This is a genomic window from Bradyrhizobium genosp. SA-4 str. CB756 (assembly GCF_000473125.1).
Lineage (GTDB): Bacteria > Pseudomonadota > Alphaproteobacteria > Rhizobiales > Xanthobacteraceae > Bradyrhizobium > Bradyrhizobium arachidis.
This window is the reverse complement of the sequence record NZ_KI421499.1, coordinates 8,945,958-8,970,711: the sequence shown is the minus strand read 5'-3', so window position 1 is coordinate 8,970,711 and position 24,754 is coordinate 8,945,958. Positions and strand designations below refer to the sequence as shown.

Here is a 24,754-nt window from a genome sequence, read left to right as displayed (position 1 = left end):
TCACTTTTGCTTCAAGTTATTTGGCCTTCCCCGCCAGCCACTCCCGCCCTTCGGCATAAAGCTTCTCGACCTCGGGCCCGATCAGGCCGGGCATGTCGCGCTTGACCTTGTAGCCGATCAGCTCCTGCATGTAGGCGAGGTGGCGGTAGCCTTCGGGCAGTGCGGCCAGCGCTTGCTGGTCAAGCCGGAGTGTTGCCGCGGGATCGACCGGATCGATGCGGTCCTTCTCGTAGATCGGCTGGCGGCGGACGATGCCCCATTGGCCTCGCCGCTTCTCCAGGAAATCGTAGAAGCGGCCGGTGCAGACGACGTCGCAGAGCACGTCATGCACCAGGGCACGCTGCGAGATCGTCATCTTGGTCTGGGCGATCGCGCGCTCGCCCGCGAGGTCGATGCTGGAGCCGCCGAGGAAATGCAGGATGCGCACGCCCCTGGCAAAGCCCTCCTGGCTGACGCGCATGAAATCCCGCGCCGGTCCCTGAAACCAGGTCGCGGACATCCAGCCCTCTTCGTGCCAGACCGTGGCAAAACGCTCCCAGTCACCGGCATCGCGCCACACCGCCCAGTTCTCGACGAGGTCGCGGATGGCGAGACGATCGAGCAGTTGCTGGTCCATGGTGCGTATCTCCGATTGGGATCGATGCCGAGGTATGAGCGGCGAATTCGATGCGCGTCAAGCGCGGCAGGCAGACATGAAAAATCCGGCGTGCCTTGCAGCACGCCGGATCGATCACTTCGCCAAATAACGCGTTATCAGGCCGCGGGCGCCTTCTTACGCCGCGGGCGCCCTTCTTACGCCGCGGGCGCCTTGGGCGTGCGGTTGCGCGAGTTGCGCTGGAAGAACAACGCCTGGCTCGCCACCGCCGAGACCATTGCGGGCTGGAACGGCTTTGAGATCAGGAACGCCGGCTCGGGGCGCTCGCCGGTGAGGAAGCGCTCGGGGTAGGCGGTGATGAACACCACCGGCACCTCGAAGGTGCGCAGCAGCTCGTTGACGGCGTCGAGGCCCGACGAGCCGTCGGCGAGCTGGATGTCGGCGAGGATCAGGCCAGGCCGCTTGTTCTTGGCCAGCGCCACCGCATCGGCATGGGTGCGCGCGACGCCGACGACGTTGTGGCCGAGGTTCTTCACCAGGCTTTCGAGGTCCATGGCGATGAAGGTCTCGTCCTCGATGATCAGCACGTCGGTGGCGATCTCGGCCGCCATCTCGCGTCCGGCGGCATCGGCCAGCCGCCGCGTCTCGCCAACGTCAGTGCCGAGGATGTAGGCGACTTCCTCTTCCGAAAATCCCTCGAGCGAGAGTAGCAGGAAGGCCTGCCGCGGCAGCGGCGTGATGTTCGACAGCCGCCGCTCCGGCGGCATCGGCAGCGTCGTCACCTCGGCATCATCGTTGACCGAGACGGAATTCCAGATCTGGGTGAACAGCCGGAACAGACCGGCGCGCGGCCCGTGGCTCTCGTCGAGCACCGACGGATCCCCCAGCATGGCTTCCAACATGGCTGCGACATAGGCGTCACCGGAGGCCTGGCTGCCCGTCAGGGCGCGGGCGTAGCGGCGCAACAGCGGCAAGTGTTCAGCAACAAGCTGTGAACGGGACATCCCCACTCCATTCATCTTCGGGCCAGCCTTAGATCCAACCCTGAGGTCAGGCGATACGCGGGGGGGCCCGGGTTCCCCTGCTGGGCTGTTTACGCATCAGGCCAATAAAAGTTCCGCAAAGCGCGGAACTTTTTATCTCACGTCGCATTGTGCCTATCCAGGGAACGGCTCCCGGTTGAGAAAACTTCTCTATTTTACAGTCACTTAACTCGGGGAAACGTGGAACAGGTCATGAAAGATCTCAAATCTCAAGCCAGCAAAAGCACGACCCCCGGCAAGGGAGGGCTCACTCCGGAGATTCAATCCCGGATCGGGCATCAGCTCCGCGCCATGTACGACGACGTCGTGCGGCAGGGGGTTCCCGACCGGTTCGCGGAGCTCATCAAAAAGCTTGATGCGCCGGGAGGGATATCTCAAAGCGAGAATGTTGCTGGGGGCTCCAACGACAACAACAATGGGAGGGATTAATGCCTCTCACGGACTCCCTGCGTAACGACATCCTGGCGGCCGTGCCGAGTCTGCGCGCGTTCGCCATCTCGCTCAGCGGCAATGCGGACCGCGCCGACGACTTGGTGCAGGAGACGCTGCTGCGCGCGCTCGCCAACATCGACTCGTTTCAGCCCGGCTCCAATCTGCCGGCGTGGCTGTTCACGATCCTGCGCAACCTGTTCCGCTCCGACTATCGCAAGCGGCGGCGGGAAGTCGAGGATGCCGAGGGCAATTACGCCAAGACGCTGAAGACGCAGCCGTCGCAGAACGCGCATCTCGAGTTCGAGGAATTCCGTACCGCGCTCGACAAGCTTCCGCAGGACCAGCGCGAAGCCTTGATCCTGGTCGGTGCCTCGGGCTTCTCCTATGAGGACGCGGCTTCGATCTGCGGCTGCGCGGTCGGCACCATCAAGAGCCGCGTCAATCGCGCGCGCTCCAAGCTCGCCGCGCTGCTCTATGTCGACGGTGCCGAAGATTTCGGGCCCGACGAGACCGTGCGGGCCGTGATCGGCGGCAGCGGCGGCTAGCGGCCCGCGTCAATCGGACCAAACGACAGCTGCAAAGGCGGCCGTTTCTGCGGCCGCCTTTGCTTGCGTGGATTTCAGTGTTTTCCGCGAATAGCCGCCGGATCACTCCTCGACGAAGGTCACCGTGTCCGCCACGTTCGCGCGCGAGGTGCGGTAGCTGTTGACCTTGTGGGCGTTGTCGGCATAGCCGAACGAGATGCCGCAGACGACGCGGCGATCGTCGGGCAGATTGAAGTGGCGGCGGATCAGGCCGGAGTGACGCGCCAGCGCCGCCTGCGGAATGGTGCCGAGCCCGAGCGCCTGCGCGGCCAGCATGAAGTTCGAGACATAAGCCCCGCAATCGATCGCACCGTAGATGCCGAGCGGCTCGTTGGTGTGGATGATGGCCACGTGCGGCGCGCCGAAGAAATTGTAGTTCTCCAGCGCCTGTTTGGCGTAAGCGCTTCTGTCGCCGCGGGCGATGCCGAGCGTGTTGTAGAGCTGGAAGCCGCTCTCGCGGCGGCGCTCCAGATAGACCCCGACATATTCGCGCGGCGGGGTGAAATCGTAGTCGTCGCCGAGCCCGCGCGACGCTTCCTTGTAGATCAGCTTGCGGAAGCGCTCCTTGGCCTCGCCGCTGGCGATGATGACCTGCCAGGGCTGGCTGTTGCACCAGGACGCGGTGCGCTGCGCGGTGGTCAGCACATGCTCGATGGTCGCGCGGTCGACTTCCCTGGGATGGAAAGCGCGGACGGAGTAGCGCTCGTTGAGGAGCTCCTCAAGCACGCCGATGCGGTCATTCTGTTTCACTTGTGCGTCCATGGATCAGCTCGCGCTCTTTCGTAGGGTGGGCAAAGGCGCATCGCGCCGTGCCCACGGACAGACTTACTCCGGCGCATCCGCATATGGTGAGCACGCCTCGCTTTGCCCACCCTACGAGATGCAGCGAGAGGCGAGATCACCGCCCCTTGGTCGGGATCTTGTTATACGGCACATCCTTGTCGACACGGATATCACCCGGCAATCCCAGCACGCGCTCGGCGATGATGTTGCGCAGGATCTCGTCGGTGCCGCCGGCGATGCGCATCGAGGGCGAGGACAGAAGCATCTGCTTGAACTGGCCCTGCACTGTCTCCTCATCGTTGCCGGTGAGGACACCAGCCGCGCCCTGCAGGTCCATCGCATAGGTCGCGATGTCCTGCAGCATCATGCCCGAGACCAGCTTGCCGATCGAATTCTCCGGCCCCGGCCGTTCGCCCTTCGACAGCGCCGAGATCGTGCGGTAGCTGGTGTATTTCAGCCCGCTCGACTTCGCCGCCCAGCTTGCAAGCTTCGAACGCACCGCGGGATCGTCGATGGCGAGGCCATCCTCCAGCATCAGGTTCGAGCAGAACTCGAACATTTCAGGGACGCCGGTCGCAAGCCGCGCACCGATCGACATGCGCTCGTTCATCAACGTCGTCAGCGACACGCTCCAGCCCTCACCGACGGCTCCTAACCGCTGGCTGTCGGGGATCACCACATCGGTGAAATAGACTTCGTTGAACTCCTGCATGCCGTTGGCCTGCTTGATCGGGCGGACCTCGACGCCCGGGCTCTTCATGTCAAGGAAGAACATGGTGAGGCCCTTGTGCTTGGGCACGTTGGGATCGGTGCGCGCGATCAGAAGGCCATAGTTGGAGTAGTGCGCGCCCGAGGTCCAGATCTTCTGGCCGTTGACGACCCAATTGTCGCCCTTCTTCTCCGCGCGGGTGCGAAGGCCCGCGACATCGGAGCCGGCCGACGGCTCGGAGAAGAGCTGGCACCAGATCTCCTCGCCCGAGGCGAGTTTTGGCAAATACCGGCGCTTGGCGTCCTCGCTGCCGAAGGCCATCACGGTCGGGCCGCACATGCCCTCCCCGATCTGGAACGGCTGCGTCAGCTTGCCGTAGACGCCTTCTTCCTGCTGCCAGATCACGCGCTCGATCGGGGTCGCGCCACGGCCGCCATACTCCTTTGGCCAGTGCAGGCAGGCCCAATTGCCTTCGAACTTCTTCTTCTGCCAGGCCTTGCCGACATCGACGATGTCGTGCTTGGCAAGCCGGATGCGGCCAAGCGAGGATTTTGACAGCTCGGCATGCAGCTCCTTCGGCGCATTGGCCTCGACCCATTTGCGCGCGGTCTCGCGGAAGGCGGCTTCCTGCGGGGTGTCGTCGAAATTCATGGCGGACCTCTAACCTCTTCCCTTGGTCGGGATCTTGTTGAACGGCACGTCCTTGTCGACCCTGATATCGCCAGGCAGGCCCAGCACCCGCTCGGCGATGATGTTGCGCATGATCTCGTCGGTGCCGCCTTCGACGCGGGTGCCTGGGGCACGCAGCAGCATGGCCTGGAAGCGGCCGGCCAGCTCGGCATCCTCGCCGCTGACCACGCCCGCCGCGCCCTGCAGATCCAGCGCGTAGGTCGCGACGTCCTGGATCATCGAGCCCGCCACCAGCTTGCCGATTGAGTTTTCCGGTCCCGGCCGCTCTCCCTTCGACAGCGCGGAGATCGCGCGCATGCTGGTGTATTTCAGCCCGCTCGCCTTCACCGCCCAGTTCGCGAGCTTCGAGCGCACCGCGCGGTCCTCGATTGCCGGGCCGTCGTCGAGCATCAGGCTGGAGCAATATTCGAACAGCTCCGGGAAGCCAGTCGAGACGGCCGCGCCGATCGCGCTGCGCTCGTTCATCAGCGTGGTCAGCGAGACGTTCCAGCCATCGCCGACCTCGCCAAGGCGCTGGTGGTCGGGGATGCGGACATTGTTGAAATAGACCTCGTTGAAGTCGGACGTGCCGCTTGCCTGCTTGATCGGCCGCACCTCGACACCCGGGCTCTTCATGTCCAGGAAGAACATGGTGAGGCCCTTGTGCTTGGGTACGGTCGGATCGGTGCGGGTGAGCAGTATGCCGTAGTCGGAATAATGCGCGCCCGAGGTCCAGATCTTCTGGCCGTTGATGATCCAGTCGTCGCCGTCCTTTTCGGCGCGCGTGCGCAGGCCGGCCACGTCCGAACCGCCGGCGGGCTCGGAGAACAGCTGGCACCAGATCTTCTCGCCGGAAGCGAGCGGCGGCAGATAGGTGCGCTTATGCTCCTCGCGCGCGAACGCCATCATGGTCGGCCCGCACATGCCGTGGCCGATGATGAACATGCGGGACAGCTGGCCGAACGGCCCTTCTTCCTGCTGCCAGATCACGCGCTCGATCGGCGATGATCCGCGGCCGCCATACTCCTTCGGCCAGTGCAGGCAGGCCCAGCCGGCATCCGCTTTCTTCTTCTGCCAGGCCTTCGCGACCTCGAGAATGTTGGCGTTCTTGAGCACGGTGCGGCCGAGCGAGGATTTGCGCAGCTCGTCCTCGTATTGCCTGGGCGCGTTGGCGCCGATCCAGGCCCGGGCTAAGCTGCGGAATTCGGCTTCCTGCGGGGTGTCGTCGAAGTTCATGGTGCTTTTCTCTCTGTCATTCCGGGGCGCGCGCAGCGCGAACCCGGAATCTCGACGTTATTCATTCACCTCTGGATTCTCAGATGTGCAATTGCACATCGTAGTTCGCCGCCTTGCGACGCCCCGGAATGACGACAACATCACGCCGCGTTCTTCTTCCGCATGCGGTCGATCAGCTGGTCTTCCCAATAGGAGAGGCTGCCCAAGCCCAACGCCATGGCGTTGGCGCGGCGGTAGTACATGTGGCAGTCGAACTCCCAGGTGAAGCCCATGCCGCCGTGAACCTGGATGTTGTTCTTGGCGCAATGCTGGAACGCCTGCGTTGCGCTGATCCGCGCGGCGGCGGCCGCTTCCGGCAGCTCGGCCGCATTGGTCGAAAGCGCCCAGGCGCCGTAATAGCTGTTGGAGCGCGCCAGCGTCGCCGAGACATACATATCGGCCAGCATGTGCTTGACCGCCTGGAACGATCCGATCTGACGGCCGAAGGCGATGCGGTCGAGCGCGTAGTCGCGGCCCATCTCCAGCGCGCGGTCGGAGCCACCGACCTGCTCGAAGGCGCACAGCACCGCGGCGCGGTCGAGCACCTGGGTCAAGATGCTCCAGCCCTCGCCGGCCGCACCGAGCGGCTCGGCCTTGCAGTCTTTGAACGTGAACTCAGCCTGCCCGCGGGTCGGATCGAGATTGGTGAGGTTTTTGACCTCGACGCCGCCGTCCCTAAGGTCGACAAGGAACAGCGAGATGTCGTTCTCGCGCCCGCTCGATCCCGTGCGCGCGGCAACCACCGCGAAGTCGGCGATCGCGCCATCGGCTACCGGCTTCTTGACACCGTTGAGCACGCCATTCGCCGCGGTGAGCTTGACGTTCTTCGGCGCCGGATTGCCCTTGCCCTCGAACAGGGCCAGCGTGCCGATCGCCTCGCCCGAGGCGATTGCGGGCAGCCACTTCTTTTTCTGCGCCTCGCTGCCGGCGATCAGCAGCGCTTCGGCGGCAAGATAGACGGTCGAGGAGAACGGCACCGGCGCATTCGCCCGCCCCATCTCTTCCGCGATCACGCAAAGCTCCAGATGACCGGCGCCCGCGCCACCAAACTCCTCGGGAATCGCGACACCGAGGAAGCCCATCTCGGCGAGGCCCTTCCACAGCTCCTTGTCGTAGGGCGCCTTGCCGTCGAGCACGACACGCACCGCCTTGGGCGAGCATTTTTCCGCGAGGAATTTGCGCGCCTGGTCGCGGAGCTGTTTCTGATCGTCGGAGAAATCGAAGTTCATGGCGGCTACCTCTTATTTTATCGTCATTGAGACCGTCATTCCGGGGCGCCGCGTAGCGGCGAGCCCGGAATCCATTTCGCCGCGTTTATGCGGCCCGATGGATTCCGGGTTCGCGCTGCGCGCGCCCCGGAATGACGAATGGAGAGAGAAGTGCTTCATCGCAGCACGATCACATCCTGATCCGGCGTGTCCGCATAGAGCCGTTCCACCAGCGCGGCACGGCGCTCGAGGCCGGCGCGCTGGTTGATGTAGCCCTTGTCGGTGAGCTCATTGCCGTCGATCGAGGGCGGCTCGACCATCAGCATCGCGCGGCCGATGACGCGGCTGCTGGCGCCTCCGCATTCGGTGTTGTGCGCTTCGAGACCTCGCCTGAAGCAGGCGATCACCTCCGGATGCTTCACCGCGTCCTCGAAGGTCAGCTCGGGATTGCCGACGAGCTGACGGCACGCATGCAGATTGGGCCAGGCGAGCAAGCCAATGGAGCACTGATCCTGTCCAGCGACCAGCGCGTCATGCACGACGGGCGTCGCCGCCGCGATCGCATCGGTGCGAAGCGAGCCGACATGCACGAAGGTGCCGGTGGTGAGCTTGAAGTCCTCGACCACCCGGCCCGCAAAGATGATGCCCTTCACCGGATCGGCTTCGTCGACGAAGACGCCGGCATCGCCAATGCAGTAGAAGCCTTCCTCGTCGAACATCTTCTTCGTGAGATCAGGCTGACCGAAGTAGCCGGGCGTGACGTTGACGCCGCGCAGGCGCAGCTCGTATTTCGACCCGCACGGCACCATCTTCAGTTCGACGCCCGGGAATGGCAGGCCGATCAGGCCGACGCGTTCGGTGTCCCAATAGGTGCCGGTCGAAGTCGGCGCGGTCTCAGTCGAGCCCCAGCCGGTGTAGAATACGATGCGCTCGCCGACGGCCTTCACGGCGAGGGCCTGCATGCGGTTGTTGAGATCGTCGGGCAGCCGCGCGCCGCCATAGGCCATGATCGACAGGTTCTTGAAGAACGAGCGGCACAGCGCATCGTCCTTCTCCATCGCCGCCGCGAGCGCGGCGTAGCCCGCCGGCACGTTGGCGTAATAGGTCGGCGAGATCTCGCGGAGATTCCTGATGGTCTCCTCGAGCTGGCCGGGCATCGGCCGGCCGTCATCGATATAGAGCGTACCGCCGTCAACGAGCACCGGATGGAAAGCGGCATTGCCGCCCATGGTGTGATTCCACGGCATCCAGTCGAGCACGACCGGCAGCGGGCCGCCCGGGATGCGCGGCCGCACCTGCATCATCATCGCCGCATTGGCGCACATCATGCGTTGCGTGTTGATGACGGCCTTGGGCATGCCCGTCGAGCCGGATGTAAACAGCAGCTTGCCGACGGTGTCGGGCGTGATCTTTGCGATCGAGTCCTCGACATCCCCAGTCACCGGCGTTGCCGCGAGCTCAGCGAAGCTGACGCTCTTGACGCCCTCGCAGGGCCGCACGACGTGAACGACGGTGACGCCGGTGAGATCGAGTGCCTTCAGCGCCTTCTCGAAGGTCGGGCCGTCCTGCACCATCACCACGGCCGGCTTGATCAGGTCGAACAGGTACTTCAGCTTGACGTGATCGTGGCTCATCAGGGAGTAGGCCGGCGACACCGGAGCCGCGGGGACGCGCGCCTGCATCGCGGCCTGCGTCATCAGCGCGTGCTCGATCGAATTGCCGGAGAGGATCGCGACCGGGCGTCCGTCGAGCCTGAGATCGAGCAGCGCCTGCGTCAGCGCATCGACGGTGCGCTTGGCCTCGCCGTAGGAAACCTTGCGCCAGTCACGATTGGGATCACCGCGCTGTGCGAGCCAAATACGCTCGGGCGCTTCCTTGGCCCATTTCGCCAGCGAGGCCGGGATGTGCTTCTCGTAGGCCTGCAGCGGAATGCGCGACTTGAGCACCACCGTGCCGTCGGCCCGGCGCTCGACATCGATGTCGCGCGCGAGCCACTCGACCTTGCGAAAGGCGGGCTTTGACATCACCGCCGCCGCGCTTCCACTCATTTTGCGTCTCCCGGAATTATTGTCCTTTGCGGATCTTTGTCGTTCAGCGCTTGATATAGACAGGCTTTCGCTTCTCAAGGAAGGCCCTGATGCCTTCCGAAAATTCCTCGGAGCGGCTGCACAGGACCTGGTTGCGATCCTCCATCGCGATCACAGCTTCCAGCGATCCGGCATCGACGCTCATGTTGAGACATTCCTTCGACAGGCGTAGCCCCACGGGCGAGGCCGTCATCATCGCATCGACATAAGACTCAGCCGCTGCATCGAGCTTGTCCTCGTCAACGACCTCCGAGACGAGCCCGACCGCGAGCGCACGCTCGGCGCCGATGAAGCGTCCCGTGAGGATCAGCTCGGACGCCACCGACACACCGACGAGGCGCGGCAGGAAATAGCTGGTGCCGATGTCGCAGCCGCCAAGGCCGAGCTTGATGAAGGCGCAGTTCATCCGCGCCGACTTCGTCGCGATGCGGATGTCGGAGGCGAGCGCCAGCGCAAAGCCGCCACCGGCTGCGGCCCCCTGCACCAGAGAGATGATCGGCTGCGGACAGCGCCGCATCAGCATGACGATGTCGGCGATGCGGCGCTGCGAGTCCAAGGACTCGGTGACGCCGGGCGGCTCCTGCTGCCCGGCCCGGCGCGCCATCGCATTCTTGAGATCGAGCCCCGCGCAGAAATTCTTGCCGGCGCCCTTGAGCACGACCACGCGCGTGTCGCGATTGCGCTGGAGGCCCTGGAAATAGACGTTGAGCGCATCGATCAGCGCAGGATCGAGCGCGTTCAGGCTCTCTGGACGATTCAGCATCACGCGATCGACGCCGTCGTGATGCTCGATCAGCAGCGGTTGGGACATGGGGCGCTCCTGCATCCGCTCTTTGAGTGGCGGTTATTGCGCCCTCTCCCCTTGTGGGAGAGGGCATGTACGTCGCTGACCACATACTCCCTTGGGTGAGGGGTCTGTCTCCGCGGAGAGAGCCCCTCATCCGGCGCGCTACGCGCGCCACCTTCTCCCACAAGGGGAGAAGGGAAGAGAGCTACCGCGGAGCCATGCGGATGGCGCCATCGAGACGGATGGTCTCGCCGTTCAGCATGGCGTTCTCGACGATGTGCACGGCGAGCGCGCCGTATTCCTTGGCATCGCCGAGGCGCGAGGGATGCGGTACCTGGGCCCCCAGGCTCTTGCGGGCTTCTTCGTTCAGGCCCATCAGCAGCGGCGTGAAGAACAGGCCGGGCGCGATGGTGTTGACGCGGATCTTCTGGCTGGCGAGGTCGCGCGCGGCCGGCAAGGTCAGGCCGACGACGCCGCCCTTCGAGGCCGAATAGGCGATCTGACCGATCTGGCCTTCGTAAGCGGCAACCGAAGCGGTGTTGATGATGACGCCACGCTCCTCACCGACCGGCTCGATGGTGACGAGGCGCTCGGCGAACAGCCGCAGGCAATTGAAGGTGCCGATCAGGTTGACGTTGATGATGCGCGCGAACTTTTCGAGCGGATAAACTCCGTCGCGGCCGACGATACGCTGCGAGCCGCCGATGCCGGCGCAGTTCATCAGCACGCGGGCGACACCATGCGCGGCTTCTGCTTTCGCGATTGCCGCCTTGATCTGCTCCTCGCTGGTGACGTCGGCATGAAGCGCAACGCCCTTCACCTCGGCGGCGACTTTCTCGGCGTTCTCCTTGTTCTGGTCGATCACACCGATCTTGGCGCCCTTGGCCGCCATGGCGCGGGCGGTCGCCTCGCCGAGACCCGAACCACCGCCGGTGATGAGAACGGCTACGTTTTTCAACTCCATCGTATTCTTACCTTTCCTTGGGCGTTTCTTCTCTAGACTTGCAAGTCTTCTGATTGACGAGTGATGGCCGATCATCCGGCCGCGGCAGCATCCATTGCTTGCGCGAGGATGCCGCCGCAGATCAGCGTTTCCATGTGCTTGATGTATTGCCGGCAGACGTCATCGGTGACCGGACCGACGCCGGTCGCGCGAGACATCGCGTGCCGGCCGAAGAACAGATGATCGCAGGCGCCGATCAGGCTGGTGTAGAACAGCACCGGATCGGTGACGCGGAATTCGCCGCTCTTCTCGCCTTCGGCGAGCAAGCGACGATGGAAGTCCAAGAGCGGCGCGACGAAGAATTTCGAGACCTCGTCCGCGGAGCCGGCAACGCTTTCGTGCAGCAGGTAATGGATCAGCCGGTTCATGTAGGGGAACCGGTAATAGGCGCGGATGATGCCGGCGATATGCAGCTTCAGCTTTGCCGTCGGCGTGATCGGCTGCGCGAGGAGATATTCGAGGTTGGACAGCTCGGTCGCGGCGTTACGCTCGAGTAGCGCCAGCAAGAGGCCGTCCTTGTTGCCGAAATGATATTTGACCAGCGCTGCGTTGGCGCCCGACTTCTGGGCGATGTCGGAGAGCGAGATCTCGATCGATGAGCGTTCGATCATCAGCTCGCTGGCGGCCACGAGCAATTTCTCTGCCGTGGAATTTTTTCCGCTCGGGAGCCTATTCGGTACGCTGGTAGTCACGGAGATCCCTGTTCTCGGCGCTTGAAGCGGCCGCAGATAAGCCGATGCAGCGCCTCATCACAAGAGTTAATTGATCGATTGACTAAACGATATCCCGCCCCTTAAATCCGCCCCCGACAACCAAACCCATCCAAGAAGAATCCAGGGAGAGACCGACATGGCCGAGGCTTACATCGTCGCCGCCGCGCGTACCGCGGGCGGGCGCAAGGGGGGCCGCCTCGCCGGCTGGCATCCGGCCGATCTCGCCGCCAAGGTGCTGGACGAGCTGGTCGATCGCACCAAGGTCGATCCCGCGCTGGTCGAGGACGTGATCATGGGCTGCGTCATGCAGGTCGGCGAGCAGTCCAACAACGTTGCGCGCAACGCGATCATGGCGTCGAAGCTGCCGGAGAGCGTGCCGGGAACTTCGATCGACCGTCAGTGCGGCTCCTCGCAGCAGGCGCTGCACTTTGCGGCCCAGGCCGTGATGTCCGGAACGATGGACGTGGTGATTGCGGCCGGCGTGGAATCGATGACGCGCGTGCCCATGGGCCTGTCCTCGCAGCTCGCCGCCAAGAACGGTTTTGGCCATTACAAGAGCCCGGGCATCGAGGCGAAGTATCCGAACATCGTGTTCAGCCAGTTCACCGGCGCCGAGATGATGGCCGAGAAGTACGGCCTGTCGAAGGATGATCTCGACGAATACTCTTTCAACAGCCATCAGCGCGCGATCGCAGCGACGCAAGCCGGCCACTTCAAGAAGGAGATCGTGCCGCTCGAGATCACTCGCGCCGACGGCAGCAAGGATACCCATCATATCGACGAAGGCATCCGCTTCGATGCCACGCTCGAAGGCATCAAGGGCGTCAAGCTGATCGCCGAGAACGGCAAGCTCACCGCGGCCAGCGCCAGCCAGATCTGCGACGGCGCCTCCGGCGTCATGGTCGTCAACGAGCGCGGCCTCAAGCAGCTCGGCGTGAAGCCGCTGGCGCGCATCCACCACATGACCATGACCGGCGGCGACCCCGTCATCATGCTCGACGCTCCCCTGCACGCCACCAAGAAGGCGCTGGAAAAGGCCGGCATGAAGGTCGACGACATCGACCTGTTTGAGGTCAACGAGGCCTTCGCTTCGGTGCCGACCGGCTGGCTCAAGACCACCGCCGCCGATCCGGCTCGCCTCAACGTCAACGGCGGCGCCATCGCGCTCGGCCACCCGCTCGGCGGCTCCGGCACCAAGCTGATGACGACGCTGGTCCACGCCCTGCACCAGCGCGGCAAGCGCTACGGCCTGCAGACCATGTGCGAAGGCGGCGGCATGGCCAACGTGACGATCGTGGAGCGGCTGTAAGAAAAACAAAAGCGAGTAGTGAGTGGCGAGTAGCGAATGGTGAGTAGGCGAAGAGCGGTTTGCCCTTCTTCCCTATTCGCCACTCGCTACTCGCCATTCGCGTTTTGAGGAAACGCCATGACCCACCCCTCCGTCTACGCCCGTGCCACGCCCGACAAGATCGCCTACCGGATGGCCGGGACGGGCAAGGCGATCACCTATCGCGAGCTCGACGAGCTCTCGAACCAGGGCGCGCAGTTGTTCCGCTCGCTCGGCCTCAAGGCCGGCGACCACATCGCACTGCTGATGGAAAACCGGTTGGCGTTCATGGAGATCTGCTGGGCGGCGCAGCGGAGCGGGCTCTATTACACCGCGATCAGCCGTTACCTGAAGCAGGACGAGATCGACTACATCATCGGGGATTGCGGCGCCAAGGTCGTGATCACCACGCCGAAATGTGCCGACCAGATCAGGGATCTGGTCAAGGGCGCTCCGGGCGAGCCGATCTTCTTCATGGTGGATGAGCCGCTGCCCGGCTTCCGCTCCTACGACAAGGAAGCGGCCGCGCAGCCGACCACGCCGATCGCGGACGAAGTCGCCGGCTACGACATGCTGTATTCGTCGGGCACCACCGGCCGCCCGAAGGGCATCAAGAAGGCCTTCGAGGGCAATGCGATCGACGTACCCAACGCGTTCCTGCGGGTGCTCTGCGCCGACATGTGCGGCATGAACGCGGAGAGCACTTATCTGTCGCCGGCGCCGCTCTATCACGCGGCTCCCCTGCGCTTCAACATGATGGCGATCGTGCTTGGCGGCACCTCCATCATCATGGAGCATTTCGATGCCGAAGAATTCTTGAAGCTGGTCGAGAAGTATGAGGTCACGCAATCCCAGCTGGTGCCGACGATGTTCGTGCGCATGCTGAAGCTGCCGGACGAGGTTCGCACCAAATACAATGTCTCGACGCTGAAGGGCGCGATCCACGCCGCGGCCCCCTGCCCGGTCGACGTGAAAGCAAAGATGATCGAATGGTGGGGCCCGATCCTGATCGAGTACTACGCGGGCTCGGAAGGCAATGGCGTCACCGTCTGCAACTCGCAGCAATGGCTGGAGCATCGCGGCAGCGTCGGCCGCGCCGTGGTCGGCAAGATCAAGATTCTGGACGAGAACGACGAGGAGCAGCCGGTTGGCGAGATCGGCACGGTCTATTTCGCCGACGCGCCGGCGTTCACATATCACAACGATCCCGAGAAGACGAAGAAGGCCTACAACGCCAAGGGATGGTCGACGCTCGGCGACGTCGGCTATCTCGACAAGGACGGTTTTCTGTTCCTCACCGACCGCAAGTCCTACATGATCATCTCGGGCGGCGTGAACATCTACCCGCAGGAGACCGAGGACGTGCTCATCACCCACTCGGAGGTGGCCGACGTCGCCGTGTTCGGCGTGCCGAACGAGGAGATGGGCGAAGAGGTCAAGGCAGTGGTGCAGCCGCACGACATGAAGCGCGCCGGCAAGGCGCTTGAGGCCGACCTGATCGCCTACTGCAAGAGCCGCCTCTCCGCCATCAAGTGCCCGCGCTCGATCGACTTCGAGGCCGAGCTGCCGCGCACGCCCACGGGCAAGCTGGTGAAGCGGCACCTGCGCGACAGGTATTGGCCGAAGATGGCGGCGAAGATTTAGGGCGGGATCTCGTAGGGGGGCAAAGGCGCAAAGCGTCGCGCCCACGACCCGTCTATGTTGAGACGGTTTGGTGGGCACGCTTCGCTTTGCCCACCCTACGGCGCCGGCGCAAGCCCACTCAATCGAACAGGCTCGGCGTGTGGTTCACCAGCGCGCCTTCGATCTCGAGCATCTTCAGCTTGGTCACCACGCCGCCATTCGCCGAGAAGCCGCCGGGCTTGTTGCCGGCCGCCAGCACACGATGGCAGGGCACGACGATCGGGCAAGGGTTGCGGCCGAGCGCCTGACCGACATCGCGAGACAGCTGCACGCCGCCGAGCTGCTTGGCGATGTCGCCATAGGTGATGGTCTTGCCGGGCGGGATGGCGCGGGCGATCTCGTAGACGCCGCGGCTGAACTCGGGCACGCCATCGAGATCGAGCGGGATGTCGGTGAGATCGTCGGGCTCGCCCGCGAGCAACTTGACGATGCGGTCGATCGCCCGCTGCACCTCGGCGGTCGGCTCGGCTTCGCTGGCATCAGGATGGCGCTGGCTGATGCGGGTGCGGATCTTCTGCTCGCCGCCCATCGGCAATTGTGTGCCGTTGATGCCGCGCGGGCCCCAGGCGATGGCGCAGAGGCCTATCTTCGTATCGAACAGGGCAAAATGCTGGTCGGTCATGGCTTGGTTCCTGAGCTTGCGTCCTTCTCGCATGCCCCCACTGTGATCTGTCCTCAAATCTAGGCTTGGAAATAGTTGCGATCCACCCGGTTTCCGGGAATCTTGCACAGGAGTTCCGCCCTCTTCTCACGAGCCCCCAGAATGCAAAGCCTCCACGTCAACGGATACGACATGCCCTATCTGGACGTGGGCGAGGACAGGGGCCGCGCGCCGCTGGTCTGCGTTCATGGATCGCTCAATGACTTCCGCGTCTGGGGCTGCGTGCTCGGGCCGCTGACGCAGCGACACCGGGTGATCGCTGTCAGCCTGAGGCACTTCTTCCCCGATCGTTGGGACGGTGTCGGCGAGACCTATTCGATCGCCCAGCATGTCCAAGACGTCATCGCCTTCATCGAAAAGCTCGACCTCGGCCCGGTCGATTTGATGGGCCATTCCCGCGGCGGGCACATCTGCTTCCGCGTGGCGCAGCAGCGGCCGGACCTGCTCCGACGATTGATCCTGGCCGAGCCCGGCGGCGAGCTCGATGCCAGCCTCGACCCTGACTATGTCGGCGGGCCCTCGCCTTTGCTGGCGCGCTTCACGGCCTCTGCCGAAAAGATCGCAGCGGGAGATGTCGACGGCGGGCTCGCCGTCTTCGTGGATACGCTGGAAGGCGCCGGCACCTGGCCGCGGCTGCCAGCCATGGTGAAGCAAAACCTGCGCGACAATGCCTACACCCTGATCGGCCAGGTCCGCGACAATCGCCCGCCCTTCTCGAAGGCGGATGCGGAGTCCATCAAAATGCCGACGCTGTTCATCCTGGGCGCGCGGACCAAGGGCCTGCTGCCAAAAGTGCTGCATGCGCTAGCCGCGCACGCGCCCTATTCCAAGACGGCGATCATCCCGAACGCGACGCATCCGATGTTCGAGCAGGCGCCGCAGAAATACTCCGAAGTGGTCCTGGACTTTCTGGCGAGCTGATCATGCAGACATTTCACGTCAACGGCTACGACATGGCCTATCTCGAAGTCGGCGAGGGCCATCCGCTGGTCTGCGTGCACGGCACGCTCGGTGACTTTCGCACCTGGTATTCGGTGCTCGGGCCGCTGTCGAAGAATCATCGCGTGATCTCGGTCAGCCTGCGGCATTTCTTTCCGGAGCATTGGGACGCCATCGGCGACGACTACAAGATGGCGCAGCATGTCGCCGACACAATCGCGTTCATCGAGCAGGTCAAGCCCGGACCGGTCGACCTGATGGGCCATTCGCGCGGCGGCCACATCGCGTTTCGTGTCGCGCAGGCGCGGCCGGATCTGCTGCGAAAGCTGGTGCTGGCCGAGCCGGGCGGCGATCTCGATGCCAGCCTGCCGGTGCCGGAAGGCACGCCGGCGCATCCGCCGCTCGCCGCAAAGACGGTGCGCTCGGTCGAGATGATCCGCGCCGGCGACATCGAGGGCGCGCTGCAGAATTTCTACGAAGGCATCGAGGGCGACGGCTCCTGGCGGCGCGTGCCGGCGGCCGCCAAACAGCAGCTGCGCGACAACACGCTGACCTTCCTCGGCCAGATCAACGAGCAGCGCCGGCCCTACACGCTCAGCGATGCGCAGGTGATCAGGACGCCGACGCTGCTGATCGGCGGCGGTGCGACCACGGGGAGCCTGTCCGTGATGTGGCGGGTGCTGGCCGAGCATATTGCAGGCGCCAAGACGGCGATCATTCCCAATGCCGGCCACTGGATGTTCGAGCAGGCGCCGCTGGAGTTCGGCGAGGTGGTGAGCAGGTTTCTGGCGGAGTAACTCTCTTCCCTTCCTTGTGGGAGAAGGTGGCGCGAAGCGCCGGATGAGGGCTCTCTGTCCGCATATGAGTTTGCAGAGCGAGACCCCTCACCCGCCGAGCTTCGCTCGGCACCCTCTCCCACAAGGGGAGAGGGTAAGAAGGTGCCTCACGCCACCTTCCACACTCCGACCGGCATCTTGATCGTCGCGTTCAGCCGGTTCCAGACGTTGATGACCGCGATCGAGAGGATCAGCGTAGCCAGCTCGCGCTCGTCAAAATGCTTGGCGGCCTCGTTCCAGATTGCATCCGGCACCGGGTCCTCGCGATCGGCAAGGCGGGTGACGGCTTCGGTCAGCGCCAGCGCGGCGCGCTCGGCCTCGCTGAAATAAGGCGCATCGCGCCAGGCGGACACGGCAAACAGGCGCTCGTCGGTCTCGCCCAGCTTGCGGGCCATCTTGGGATGCATGTCGACGCAGACGCTGCAGCCATTGATCTGGCTGGCGCGCAGGTGCACCAGTTCCAGGAGCTTTTCCGACAGGCCCTGCTTGGTCAAATTGCCGAGGGACTGCAAGACATTCATGGCTTCGGGCAGGACCATGACGGGGTGATTCATGCGGGCGTGCATCATATCGAGTCTCCGTTTCACGAATTTCGAAGGTTCCGGTCACATCGGCCGGATTGGCTTCGTCATGGGCATGACGGATCGCGATGAGGGAATGTGACCGATGAGCCAAGAAAACTTCGAAGACAATTTTCTGGTGCGGCAGTTCGAGGCCAACAGGGACCATCTGCGTGCCGTCGCCTACCGCATGCTGGGATCGCGCGGCGAGGTCGACGACGCCGTGCAGGAGGCCTGGCTGCGTGTCAGCCGCTACGACACATCTGACATCGCGAACCTCCGGGGCTGGCTCACCACCGTGGTCGCGCGCATCTGCCTCGACATGCTGCGCGCACGCAAGTCGCGCAAGGAAGATCCGATGGGCCCGCATGTGCCGGAGCCGGTCGACGAGACGCGGGAGCGCGAGGCGGAGATGGCCGATTCCGTCGGCGCGGCACTGCTGGTCGTGCTGGAGACATTGCAGCCACCGGAGCGGCTCGCCTTCGTGCTGCACGACATGTTCGCAGTCCCGTTCGAGGAGATCGCGCCGATCGTCGGGCGCTCGGTCGATGCCTCGCGGCAACTGGCAAGCCGCGCGCGGCGGCGCGTGCAGGGCGCGCCGGTGCCCGAGGCGGACTTGTCGCATCAGCGCAGGATCGTCGATGCATTTCTCAAGGCTTCGCGCGAGGGCAATTTCGAGGGGCTGCTCGCCGTGCTCGATCCCGACGTCGTCTTCAGCGCCGACGACGCCGCGGTGCGGCTCGGCACGCTGCCCGAGATCCGCGGCGCGGATGCGGTCGCGCAGATCTACAAGGGCCGCGCCCAGGCGGCACGGTCCGCGCTGGTCGATGGCGAGATGGGCGTGGCCGTCATCCTCGACGGCCAGCTGCGCATCGCACTACGCGTCACGTTCAGCGGCGACCGTATTGCGGGGATCGAAGCTCTGGCCGATGCGGAGCGGATTGCGGCGCTCGAGGTGGAGGTGCTGGAGCCCTAGAGCAGCGTGGCATCCGGACGGTGTGGATGCTACGTTTCCGTCCGATCGCGCGATTGCAGACGCCCAAGACGCGAAAGGATGCTCTCATGACAGCCCGCTCCGTCTCCATGCTGGCCGTGCTCGGCCTCGTCGCCGCCAGCAGCACCGCGCTCGCGGCTGCCGACGAGAAGCTGAAGGCCGCCGCCGAGCAGGAGAAGGCGCCGCTGATCGAGACCCTGCGCGAAATGGTGATGACCGAGAGCGGCAGCGGCGATGCCGAAGGCCTGAAGAAGATGGCCGACTTCACCGAGGCCCGTCTCAAGGCGCTGGGCGCCAGCACCGAGCGGCGCAAGACCACCGCGGGCACCCGCGCCGACATGGTGATCGCGACGTTCAAGGGATCAGGCACGCGGAAGCTGATGCTGATCGCGCATATGGACACGGTCTATCAGCGCGGCATCCTCGCAAGCGAGCCGTACCATGTCGACGGCAACCGCATCTACGGTCCCGGCATCGCCGACGACAAGGGCGGCATCGCCGTGGTGCTGCATGCGCTCAAGATGCTGAAGGACGCCGGCTGGAAGGACTACGCGACGCTCACGGTGTCGTTCAATCCGGATGAAGAAGTCGACTCGATCGGGTCGGGCGAGATCATCGCCGAGCTCGCCGACCAGCATGACGTCGTGCTGTCCTGCGAGCCAACGGCGGCGTCGCCTCCGGCGAAGAACGACGCGCTGCTGCTGGGTGCGAGCGGCACAGCGACGGCGAAAATGGAAGTGAAGGGCCGCGCCTCGCATGCGGGTGCCGCGCCCGATCTCGGGCGCAACGCGCTGATCGAGCTCGCGCATCAACTGCTGCAGGCAAAGGACGTCGCCAAGTCGATCCCGGGCACGCAGCTGAACTGGACCACGGCGCAGGCGGGCACCGTGCGCAACCAGATCCCGGAGAAGGCCGAGGCCGGCGCCGACATCCGCCTCACCATTCCCGACGGCGTCGCCAAATTGCAGGCGGCGCTTGACGAGAAGCTGAAGACCAAGCTCGTGCCCGACACCGAGACGACGGTGACGATCATTGCGGGGCGCCCGCCCTTCGTCGCGAGCGAGCGCGGCCGTGCGCTGGCTCAGGAGGGACAGGCGATCTATGCCGAGATCGACCGCAAGCTCGACATCGCCGAGATGACCGGCGGCGGCACGGATGCCGGCTATGCCAGCCGCAGCGGCAAGGCGGTCGTGGTCGAGAGCTTTGGCCTTGCCGGCTTCGGCTATCACGCCCGCGACGAGTTCATCGACACCAACTCGATCGTGCCGCGGCTTTACCTGATGAGCCGGATGCTCATCGAACAGGGCAAGAAGTAGTAGCGGCCGGGCCTCGCCGGGGCCCGCATTCGAAAACAACCCCATGCACAGTAGAGCGCGCCTAGCGATATCAATGATTTAACTAGGTCGAAGACGGCGACCTGAGCGGGCCTCGCGGCCACCTTGACGCGCTCCCCCTCCCGCTATACCTTCGAATACGGAATTCCGTATTCCCTTTTGCTTCGGAGCTTCCGGCGTGATCCCTCTCGATCCGCTCCCGAACCTGATCGACCAGGTCTATGCCCGGATCCTGGAGGCGATCTCCGACCGCACGCTGCAGCCCGGCCAGCGCATCCGGCAGAACGAGCTTGCCGACAAGCTCGGCGTCTCGCGCCAGCCGGTGTCGCATGCGCTGCATCTGTTGCACCGGCAGGGGCTCGTTGCCGAGAGCGGCAAGCGCGGCTTTGAAGTCACCCAGCTCGATCCTTCCCGCATCCGCCAGCTCTATGAGGTGCGCGGCGCCATCGATGCGCTGGCCGCACGGCTGGCGGCGGAGCGCGCAGGCACCGACGCGGCGGGACGCGCACGGCTGGACGCAGCGCTCGCCGCCGGACGGAACATCGACCGCAACACCTCGCTCGCCGACCTCATCTCGCTCGATGTCGATTTTCACCGCGCGATCTATCAGCTCGCCGGCAATCCCGTGATCGAGGAAACCATCGCGCCGCAATGGCCGCATATGCGCCGTTCGATGGCGACGGTGCTGTCGGAGCTCGACTATCGCGGCAGTGCCTGGGCCGAGCATGCCAATATCGCAAAACACATTCTCGCAGGCGAGGCGAAGGCTGCCGAGCGTGCGGCGCTGGCGCATGCGCAGACGGCGGGACGGATGACTGAGGAGAGATTAAGGGCGACGGACGAGGCGGCGGCGTAAGCGGCTGTCATTCCGGGGCGACGCGTAGCGTCGAGCCCGGAATCCATCGGGCCTCATAGACGGCGAATAAATGGATTCCGGGTTCGCGCTTCGCGCGCCCCGGAATGACAAAAACAAAACAGGAGGACGACCCATGAAACTGTCTCAGGAGCAATTGGAGTTCTTCCACCGCGAGGGCTGGCTGTTCCTGCCCGAGCTGTTCAGCCAGGAGGAGGTCGATCTGCTCGTGCGCGAGGCGGTCGGCATCTATGACGCCAACCGGCCGGAGGTCTGGCGGGAGAAGAGCGGCGCGCCGCGCACGGCCTTTGCCGCGCATCTCTACAACGAGGCGTTCAGAACCCTCGGCGCGCATCCGCGCATGATCGAGCCGGTCGAGCAGGTGTTCGGCGAGCCTGTCTACATGCACCAGTTCAAGATCAACGCGAAATCCGCTTTCACCGGCGATGTCTGGCAATGGCACCAGGATTACGGCACCTGGAAGCGCGACGACGGCATGCCGGAGCCGCGGGCGATGAACATCGCGATCTTCCTCGACGAGGTGATGCCGATCAACGGCCCCCTGATGCTTGTGCCGCGCAGCCAGAACGCCGGCGATCTCGAAGCCTCGCACGACCTTGCCACCACGTCCTATCCGCTGTGGACGCTGGACGAGGACACCGTGACGCGCCTCGTCAAGCAGGGCGGCATCGTCGCCCCCACCGGCAAGCCCGGCGGCATGCTGATGTTCCACGGCAATCTCGTGCATGGCTCGAGCGGCAACATCACGCCCTACCCGCGCAAGATCGTGTACCTGACACTGAACGCGGTCTCGAACTACATCCGCACACCGACGCGGCCGGAGTACATCGCGCATCGCGACTTTGCGCCGATCAAGACGGTGGAGGATGATGCGCTAGTGCGGCTCGCGCGGGCACCGCGGCAGGCGGCGGAGTAAGACGCGGTCGCGCAACATCTCCGGTCGTCATGCCCGGGCTTGACCCGGGCATCCACGTCTCGACACGATCACTTGCAGCAAGACGTGGATGGCCGGGTCAAGCCCGGCCATGACGAGCTGATAGAGCCGCGCGTTCACGAATTTCTGTATCACCGGAAAACATCCCTATGAACCTCTTCCGTCTCCTCCAGGCCCGCGCGTCGGCCGGCAAGCCCGTCCGTGTCGCGCTGATCGGTGCCGGCAAGTTCGGCTCGATGTTCCTCGCCCAGGTGCCGCACACGCCGGGGCTGGAAGTGCCCATCATCGTCGACATCGACTGCGAGCGCGCTCGCGAGTCGTGCCGCACCGTCGGCTGGGACGCCGAGCGCATCGCCAGGACCGTATTCACCGATGACGGCGCCCGCGCCATCGCCGGCGGCGCCATGGATGTGGTGGTGGAGGCGACCGGCAATCCCGCGGTCGGTATCAAGCATGCGCGCGCGGCGATCGCGGCGGGCAAGCATATCGTGATGGTCAACGTCGAGGCCGACGTGCTGGCCGGCCCGCTGCTCGCCGAGGAAGCACGGAAGGCCGGCGTGGTCTATTCGCTCGCCTATGGCGACCAGCCGGCGCTGACGGCGGAGATGGTGGACTGGGCCCGCGCCACCGGCTTCCGCGTCGTCGCCGCCGGCAAGGGCACAAAATATCTGCCGGCCTACCACGATGTGACGCCCGACGGCGTCTGGCAGCATTACGGCCTGACCGCCGGCGAGGCGCAGTCGGCCGGCATGAACCCGCAGATGTTCAACTCCTTCCTCGACGGCACCAAATCGGCGATCGAGATGGCCGCGATTGCGAATGCTTGCGGGCTCGACGTGCCCGCAGGCGGCTTGCTGTTTCCGCCCTGCGGCGTCGACGATTTGCCGCATGTCATGCGGCCCAGCGACAAGGGTGGCGTGCTGGAGCGCTCCGGCGTGGTGGAGGTGGTGTCGTCGCTCGAGCGCGACGGCCGGCCGGTGTTTCGCGATCTGCGCTGGGGCGTCTACGTCGTGCTGGAGGCGCCGAACGACTACGCCGCCGACTGCTTCAAGCAATACGGCCTGAAGACCGATGCCAGTGGGCGCTTCGCTGCGATGTACAAGCCCTATCATCTGATCGGGCTCGAGCTGAACATCTCGATCCTGTCGGCCGCGCTGCGCGGCGAGCCGACCGGGCAGCCCTACGGTTTCCGCGGCGACGTCGCGGCGGTCGCCAAGCGCCCCTTGCGCGCCGGCGAGATGCTGGACGGCGAAGGCGGCTACACGGTGTGGGGCAAGCTGGTGCCGGCGGCCGCGAGCCTGAAGACCGGCGCGCTGCCGATCGGCCTCGCCCATCGCCTGAAGCTGAGGCACGACGTCGCGCATGGCGCGATGGTGCGCTGGAGCGACGTCGAGTTCGACGCGAGCAACGAGACCGTGAAGGTTCGAAAGGCGATGGAAGCCGCGTTCGCAGCGCAACATTGAACGTCGATGCCGAAAACACGACCAAAGTGCGCTTGCTTTGCGTATCCCCTTTGGTCATCCTGACCAGGATCCGGAAAACCAAGATTTCGGACAGAACGTCGGTTGCCCGGCGAAGACAAAGCGGCACCAAGATCGCAATCCCTCGTCGAGGACTCGACATCACAGAGAGGGGAAGCGCATGGAACGTCGTAAATTCCTCACGGCAGGCGGATTGGGCCTTGCCGCGAGTGCCGTTGCCTCACCAGCAGTTGCCCAATCGATGCCGGAAGTCAGATGGCGGCTCGCCGCGAGCTGGCCCAAGGCACTCGATACGCTCTATGGCGGCTGCGAATATTTCTGCAAGCGCGTCGCCGAGGTCACCGACAACAAATTCCAGATCCAGCCGTTCGCGTCCGGCGAGATCGTCCCGGGCCTGCAGGTGCTGGATGCCGTGTCCAACGGCACCGTCGAGATGGGCAACACGGCGCTCTATTACTACTGGGGCAAGAATCCGGCCTTCACCTTCGGCACATCACTGCCGTTCGGACTGAACACGCGGGCGCATATTTCCTGGCTGCTGTTCGGCGGCGGACAGGAGCTGCTCAACGACCTCCTGAAGGAATACAACACGATCGGCATTCCGACCGGCTCGACCGGCGCCCAGATGGGCGGCTGGTTCCGGAAGGAGATCAAGTCGATGGAGGACTTCAAGGGATTGAAATTCCGCGTCGGCGGCTTCGCCGGCACGATCATCGCCAAGGTCGGCGGCGTGCCGCAGCAGATCGCGGGCGGCGACATCTATCCGGCGCTGGAGAAGGGCACGATCGACGCGGCCGAATGGGTCGGCCCCTATGACGACGAGAAGCTCGGCTTCGTGAAGGTGGCGAAGTTCTATTATTATCCGGGCTGGTGGGAAGGCACCGGCCAGGGCCACAACATCATGAACATCGACAAGTGGAACGCGCTGCCGAAGCACTATCAGGCTGCGATCGAGGTCGCCTCACGCGATACCTTCACATGGGTCACCGGCAAATACGACTACGTCAATCCGCCGGCGCTGAAGCGCCTGCTGGTGGCCGGCGCGATCCTGAAGCCGTTCCCGCAGGAGGTGCTGGAAGCGTGCTACGCCGCCGCGAACGAGATCTACGCCGATCTCAACAAGACCAACCCGCACTTCCACAAGCTGTACACCAGCCTGTCGGCCTTCCGGAACGAGTCGCTCGCCTGGATGCAGGTCGCCGAGCTCAGCTACGACAGCTTCATGATGCGGATGCGGACGAGG

The 24,754-nt window shown here is 64.6% G+C and carries 24 protein-coding genes (1 of these 24 running past the window's edge); 12 read left to right on the top strand and 12 right to left on the bottom strand.

All coding sequences use genetic code 11. The annotated features are described in order from the left end of the window. Positions 1-16: 16 nt before the first annotated feature. Both BRAGE_RS0143280 and BRAGE_RS0143270 read right to left on the bottom strand, forming a co-directional pair. Entirely contained in the window at positions 17-616 is a 600-nt protein-coding gene (locus BRAGE_RS0143280; protein WP_027562864.1) for a nuclear transport factor 2 family protein, read from the bottom strand. A 176-nt stretch (positions 617-792) separates the two neighbouring features. Beyond that, entirely contained in the window at positions 793-1,599 is an 807-nt protein-coding gene (locus tag BRAGE_RS0143270; RefSeq protein ID WP_027562863.1) for a response regulator, read from the bottom strand. A 231-nt stretch (positions 1,600-1,830) separates the two neighbouring features. On the opposite strand from BRAGE_RS0143270, the gene BRAGE_RS0143265 reads away from it, so the two are divergent. After that, positions 1,831-2,067, top strand: coding sequence for a NepR family anti-sigma factor (locus BRAGE_RS0143265; RefSeq protein WP_027562862.1), 237 nt, complete (start codon positions 1,831-1,833; stop codon positions 2,065-2,067). Further along, entirely contained in the window at positions 2,067-2,615 is a 549-nt protein-coding gene (locus BRAGE_RS0143260; protein ID WP_018316216.1) for a sigma-70 family RNA polymerase sigma factor, read from the top strand. Before BRAGE_RS0143265 ends, BRAGE_RS0143260 begins: the two co-directional genes overlap by 1 nt. Before the next feature lie 102 nt (positions 2,616-2,717). On the opposite strand, the gene BRAGE_RS0143255 is transcribed toward BRAGE_RS0143260, so the two are convergent. The 8 genes from BRAGE_RS0143255 to BRAGE_RS0143220 form a co-directional block, all read right to left on the bottom strand. Beyond that, positions 2,718-3,416 carry a nitroreductase gene (locus BRAGE_RS0143255; RefSeq protein WP_027562861.1) on the bottom strand — a complete coding sequence of 233 codons (699 nt, stop codon included), beginning with the start codon at positions 3,414-3,416 and terminating at the stop codon, positions 2,718-2,720. 136 nt (positions 3,417-3,552) lie between these two features. After that, complete coding sequence (locus BRAGE_RS0143250; RefSeq protein ID WP_027562860.1) at positions 3,553-4,797, bottom strand: acyl-CoA dehydrogenase; 1,245 nt, start codon at positions 4,795-4,797, stop codon at positions 3,553-3,555. Positions 4,798-4,806: 9 nt separating this feature from the next. Beyond that, the gene (locus tag BRAGE_RS0143245) at positions 4,807-6,051 is read right to left on the bottom strand and encodes an acyl-CoA dehydrogenase (protein ID WP_027562859.1); all 1,245 of its coding nucleotides are present in this window, start codon (positions 6,049-6,051) and stop codon (positions 4,807-4,809) included. 140 nt (positions 6,052-6,191) lie between these two features. Further along, positions 6,192-7,319, bottom strand: a complete 1,128-nt coding sequence (locus BRAGE_RS0143240) for an acyl-CoA dehydrogenase family protein (protein ID WP_027562858.1) — start codon at positions 7,317-7,319, stop codon at positions 6,192-6,194. A 155-nt stretch (positions 7,320-7,474) separates the two neighbouring features. Further along, positions 7,475-9,346 (bottom strand): AMP-binding protein, encoded by a 1,872-nt coding sequence (locus BRAGE_RS0143235; RefSeq protein WP_027562857.1) that lies wholly within the window; start codon positions 9,344-9,346, stop codon positions 7,475-7,477. 43 nt (positions 9,347-9,389) lie between these two features. Continuing rightward, complete coding sequence (locus BRAGE_RS0143230; protein ID WP_027562856.1) at positions 9,390-10,196, bottom strand: enoyl-CoA hydratase/isomerase family protein; 807 nt, start codon at positions 10,194-10,196, stop codon at positions 9,390-9,392. 181 nt (positions 10,197-10,377) lie between these two features. Beyond that, on the bottom strand, positions 10,378-11,136 hold the full coding sequence (locus tag BRAGE_RS0143225) for an SDR family NAD(P)-dependent oxidoreductase (protein WP_027562855.1): 759 nt from the start codon (positions 11,134-11,136) through the stop codon (positions 10,378-10,380). 71 nt (positions 11,137-11,207) lie between these two features. After that, on the bottom strand, positions 11,208-11,810 hold the full coding sequence (locus BRAGE_RS0143220) for a TetR family transcriptional regulator (protein WP_027562854.1): 603 nt from the start codon (positions 11,808-11,810) through the stop codon (positions 11,208-11,210). A gap of 214 nt (positions 11,811-12,024) precedes the next feature. On the opposite strand from BRAGE_RS0143220, the gene BRAGE_RS0143215 reads away from it, so the two are divergent. After that, positions 12,025-13,197 (top strand): acetyl-CoA C-acetyltransferase, encoded by a 1,173-nt coding sequence (locus tag BRAGE_RS0143215; protein WP_027562853.1) that lies wholly within the window; start codon positions 12,025-12,027, stop codon positions 13,195-13,197. A 117-nt stretch (positions 13,198-13,314) separates the two neighbouring features. After that, complete coding sequence (locus BRAGE_RS0143210; protein WP_027562852.1) at positions 13,315-14,859, top strand: acyl-CoA synthetase; 1,545 nt, start codon at positions 13,315-13,317, stop codon at positions 14,857-14,859. Positions 14,860-14,977: 118 nt separating this feature from the next. On the opposite strand, the gene BRAGE_RS0143205 is transcribed toward BRAGE_RS0143210, so the two are convergent. Continuing rightward, on the bottom strand, positions 14,978-15,520 hold the full coding sequence (locus BRAGE_RS0143205; protein ID WP_027562851.1) for a methylated-DNA--[protein]-cysteine S-methyltransferase: 543 nt from the start codon (positions 15,518-15,520) through the stop codon (positions 14,978-14,980). Positions 15,521-15,661: 141 nt separating this feature from the next. Between BRAGE_RS0143205 and BRAGE_RS0143200 the strand changes: the two genes are divergently transcribed. Together BRAGE_RS0143200 and BRAGE_RS0143195 are read left to right on the top strand one after the other, a co-directional pair. Continuing rightward, complete coding sequence (locus BRAGE_RS0143200) at positions 15,662-16,480, top strand: alpha/beta fold hydrolase (RefSeq protein ID WP_027562850.1); 819 nt, start codon at positions 15,662-15,664, stop codon at positions 16,478-16,480. Between the two features lie 2 nt (positions 16,481-16,482). Then, on the top strand, positions 16,483-17,295 hold the full coding sequence (locus BRAGE_RS0143195; RefSeq protein WP_027562849.1) for an alpha/beta fold hydrolase: 813 nt from the start codon (positions 16,483-16,485) through the stop codon (positions 17,293-17,295). 146 nt (positions 17,296-17,441) lie between these two features. On the opposite strand, the gene BRAGE_RS0143190 is transcribed toward BRAGE_RS0143195, so the two are convergent. After that, positions 17,442-17,900, bottom strand: a complete 459-nt coding sequence (locus tag BRAGE_RS0143190; protein WP_035732041.1) for a carboxymuconolactone decarboxylase family protein — start codon at positions 17,898-17,900, stop codon at positions 17,442-17,444. Between the two features lie 100 nt (positions 17,901-18,000). Here BRAGE_RS0143190 and BRAGE_RS0143185 point away from each other — a divergent pair, with 100 nt between their 5' ends. The 6 genes from BRAGE_RS0143185 to BRAGE_RS0143160 form a co-directional block, all read left to right on the top strand. Further along, positions 18,001-18,870 (top strand): sigma-70 family RNA polymerase sigma factor, encoded by an 870-nt coding sequence (locus tag BRAGE_RS0143185; protein ID WP_027562847.1) that lies wholly within the window; start codon positions 18,001-18,003, stop codon positions 18,868-18,870. A gap of 86 nt (positions 18,871-18,956) precedes the next feature. Beyond that, positions 18,957-20,204: a M20/M25/M40 family metallo-hydrolase gene (locus BRAGE_RS0143180; protein WP_027562846.1), complete on the top strand. Its 1,248-nt coding sequence runs from the start codon at positions 18,957-18,959 to the stop codon at positions 20,202-20,204. Between the two features lie 196 nt (positions 20,205-20,400). After that, complete coding sequence (locus tag BRAGE_RS0143175; protein ID WP_027562845.1) at positions 20,401-21,078, top strand: GntR family transcriptional regulator; 678 nt, start codon at positions 20,401-20,403, stop codon at positions 21,076-21,078. Positions 21,079-21,211: 133 nt separating this feature from the next. Further along, entirely contained in the window at positions 21,212-22,012 is an 801-nt protein-coding gene (locus BRAGE_RS0143170) for a phytanoyl-CoA dioxygenase family protein (RefSeq protein WP_027562844.1), read from the top strand. Positions 22,013-22,179: 167 nt separating this feature from the next. Next, a complete protein-coding gene (locus BRAGE_RS0143165) occupies positions 22,180-23,493 on the top strand; it encodes an NAD(P)H-dependent oxidoreductase (RefSeq protein ID WP_027562843.1) in 1,314 nt (437 codons plus the stop codon). Between the two features lie 178 nt (positions 23,494-23,671). Then, on the top strand, positions 23,672-24,754 hold the 5' portion of the coding sequence (locus BRAGE_RS0143160) for a TRAP transporter substrate-binding protein (RefSeq protein WP_027562842.1). Its footprint extends 6 nt past the window's final position; 1,083 of the gene's 1,089 nt are visible here — the first part of the coding sequence; the start codon lies at positions 23,672-23,674; its stop codon lies off the right edge, out of view.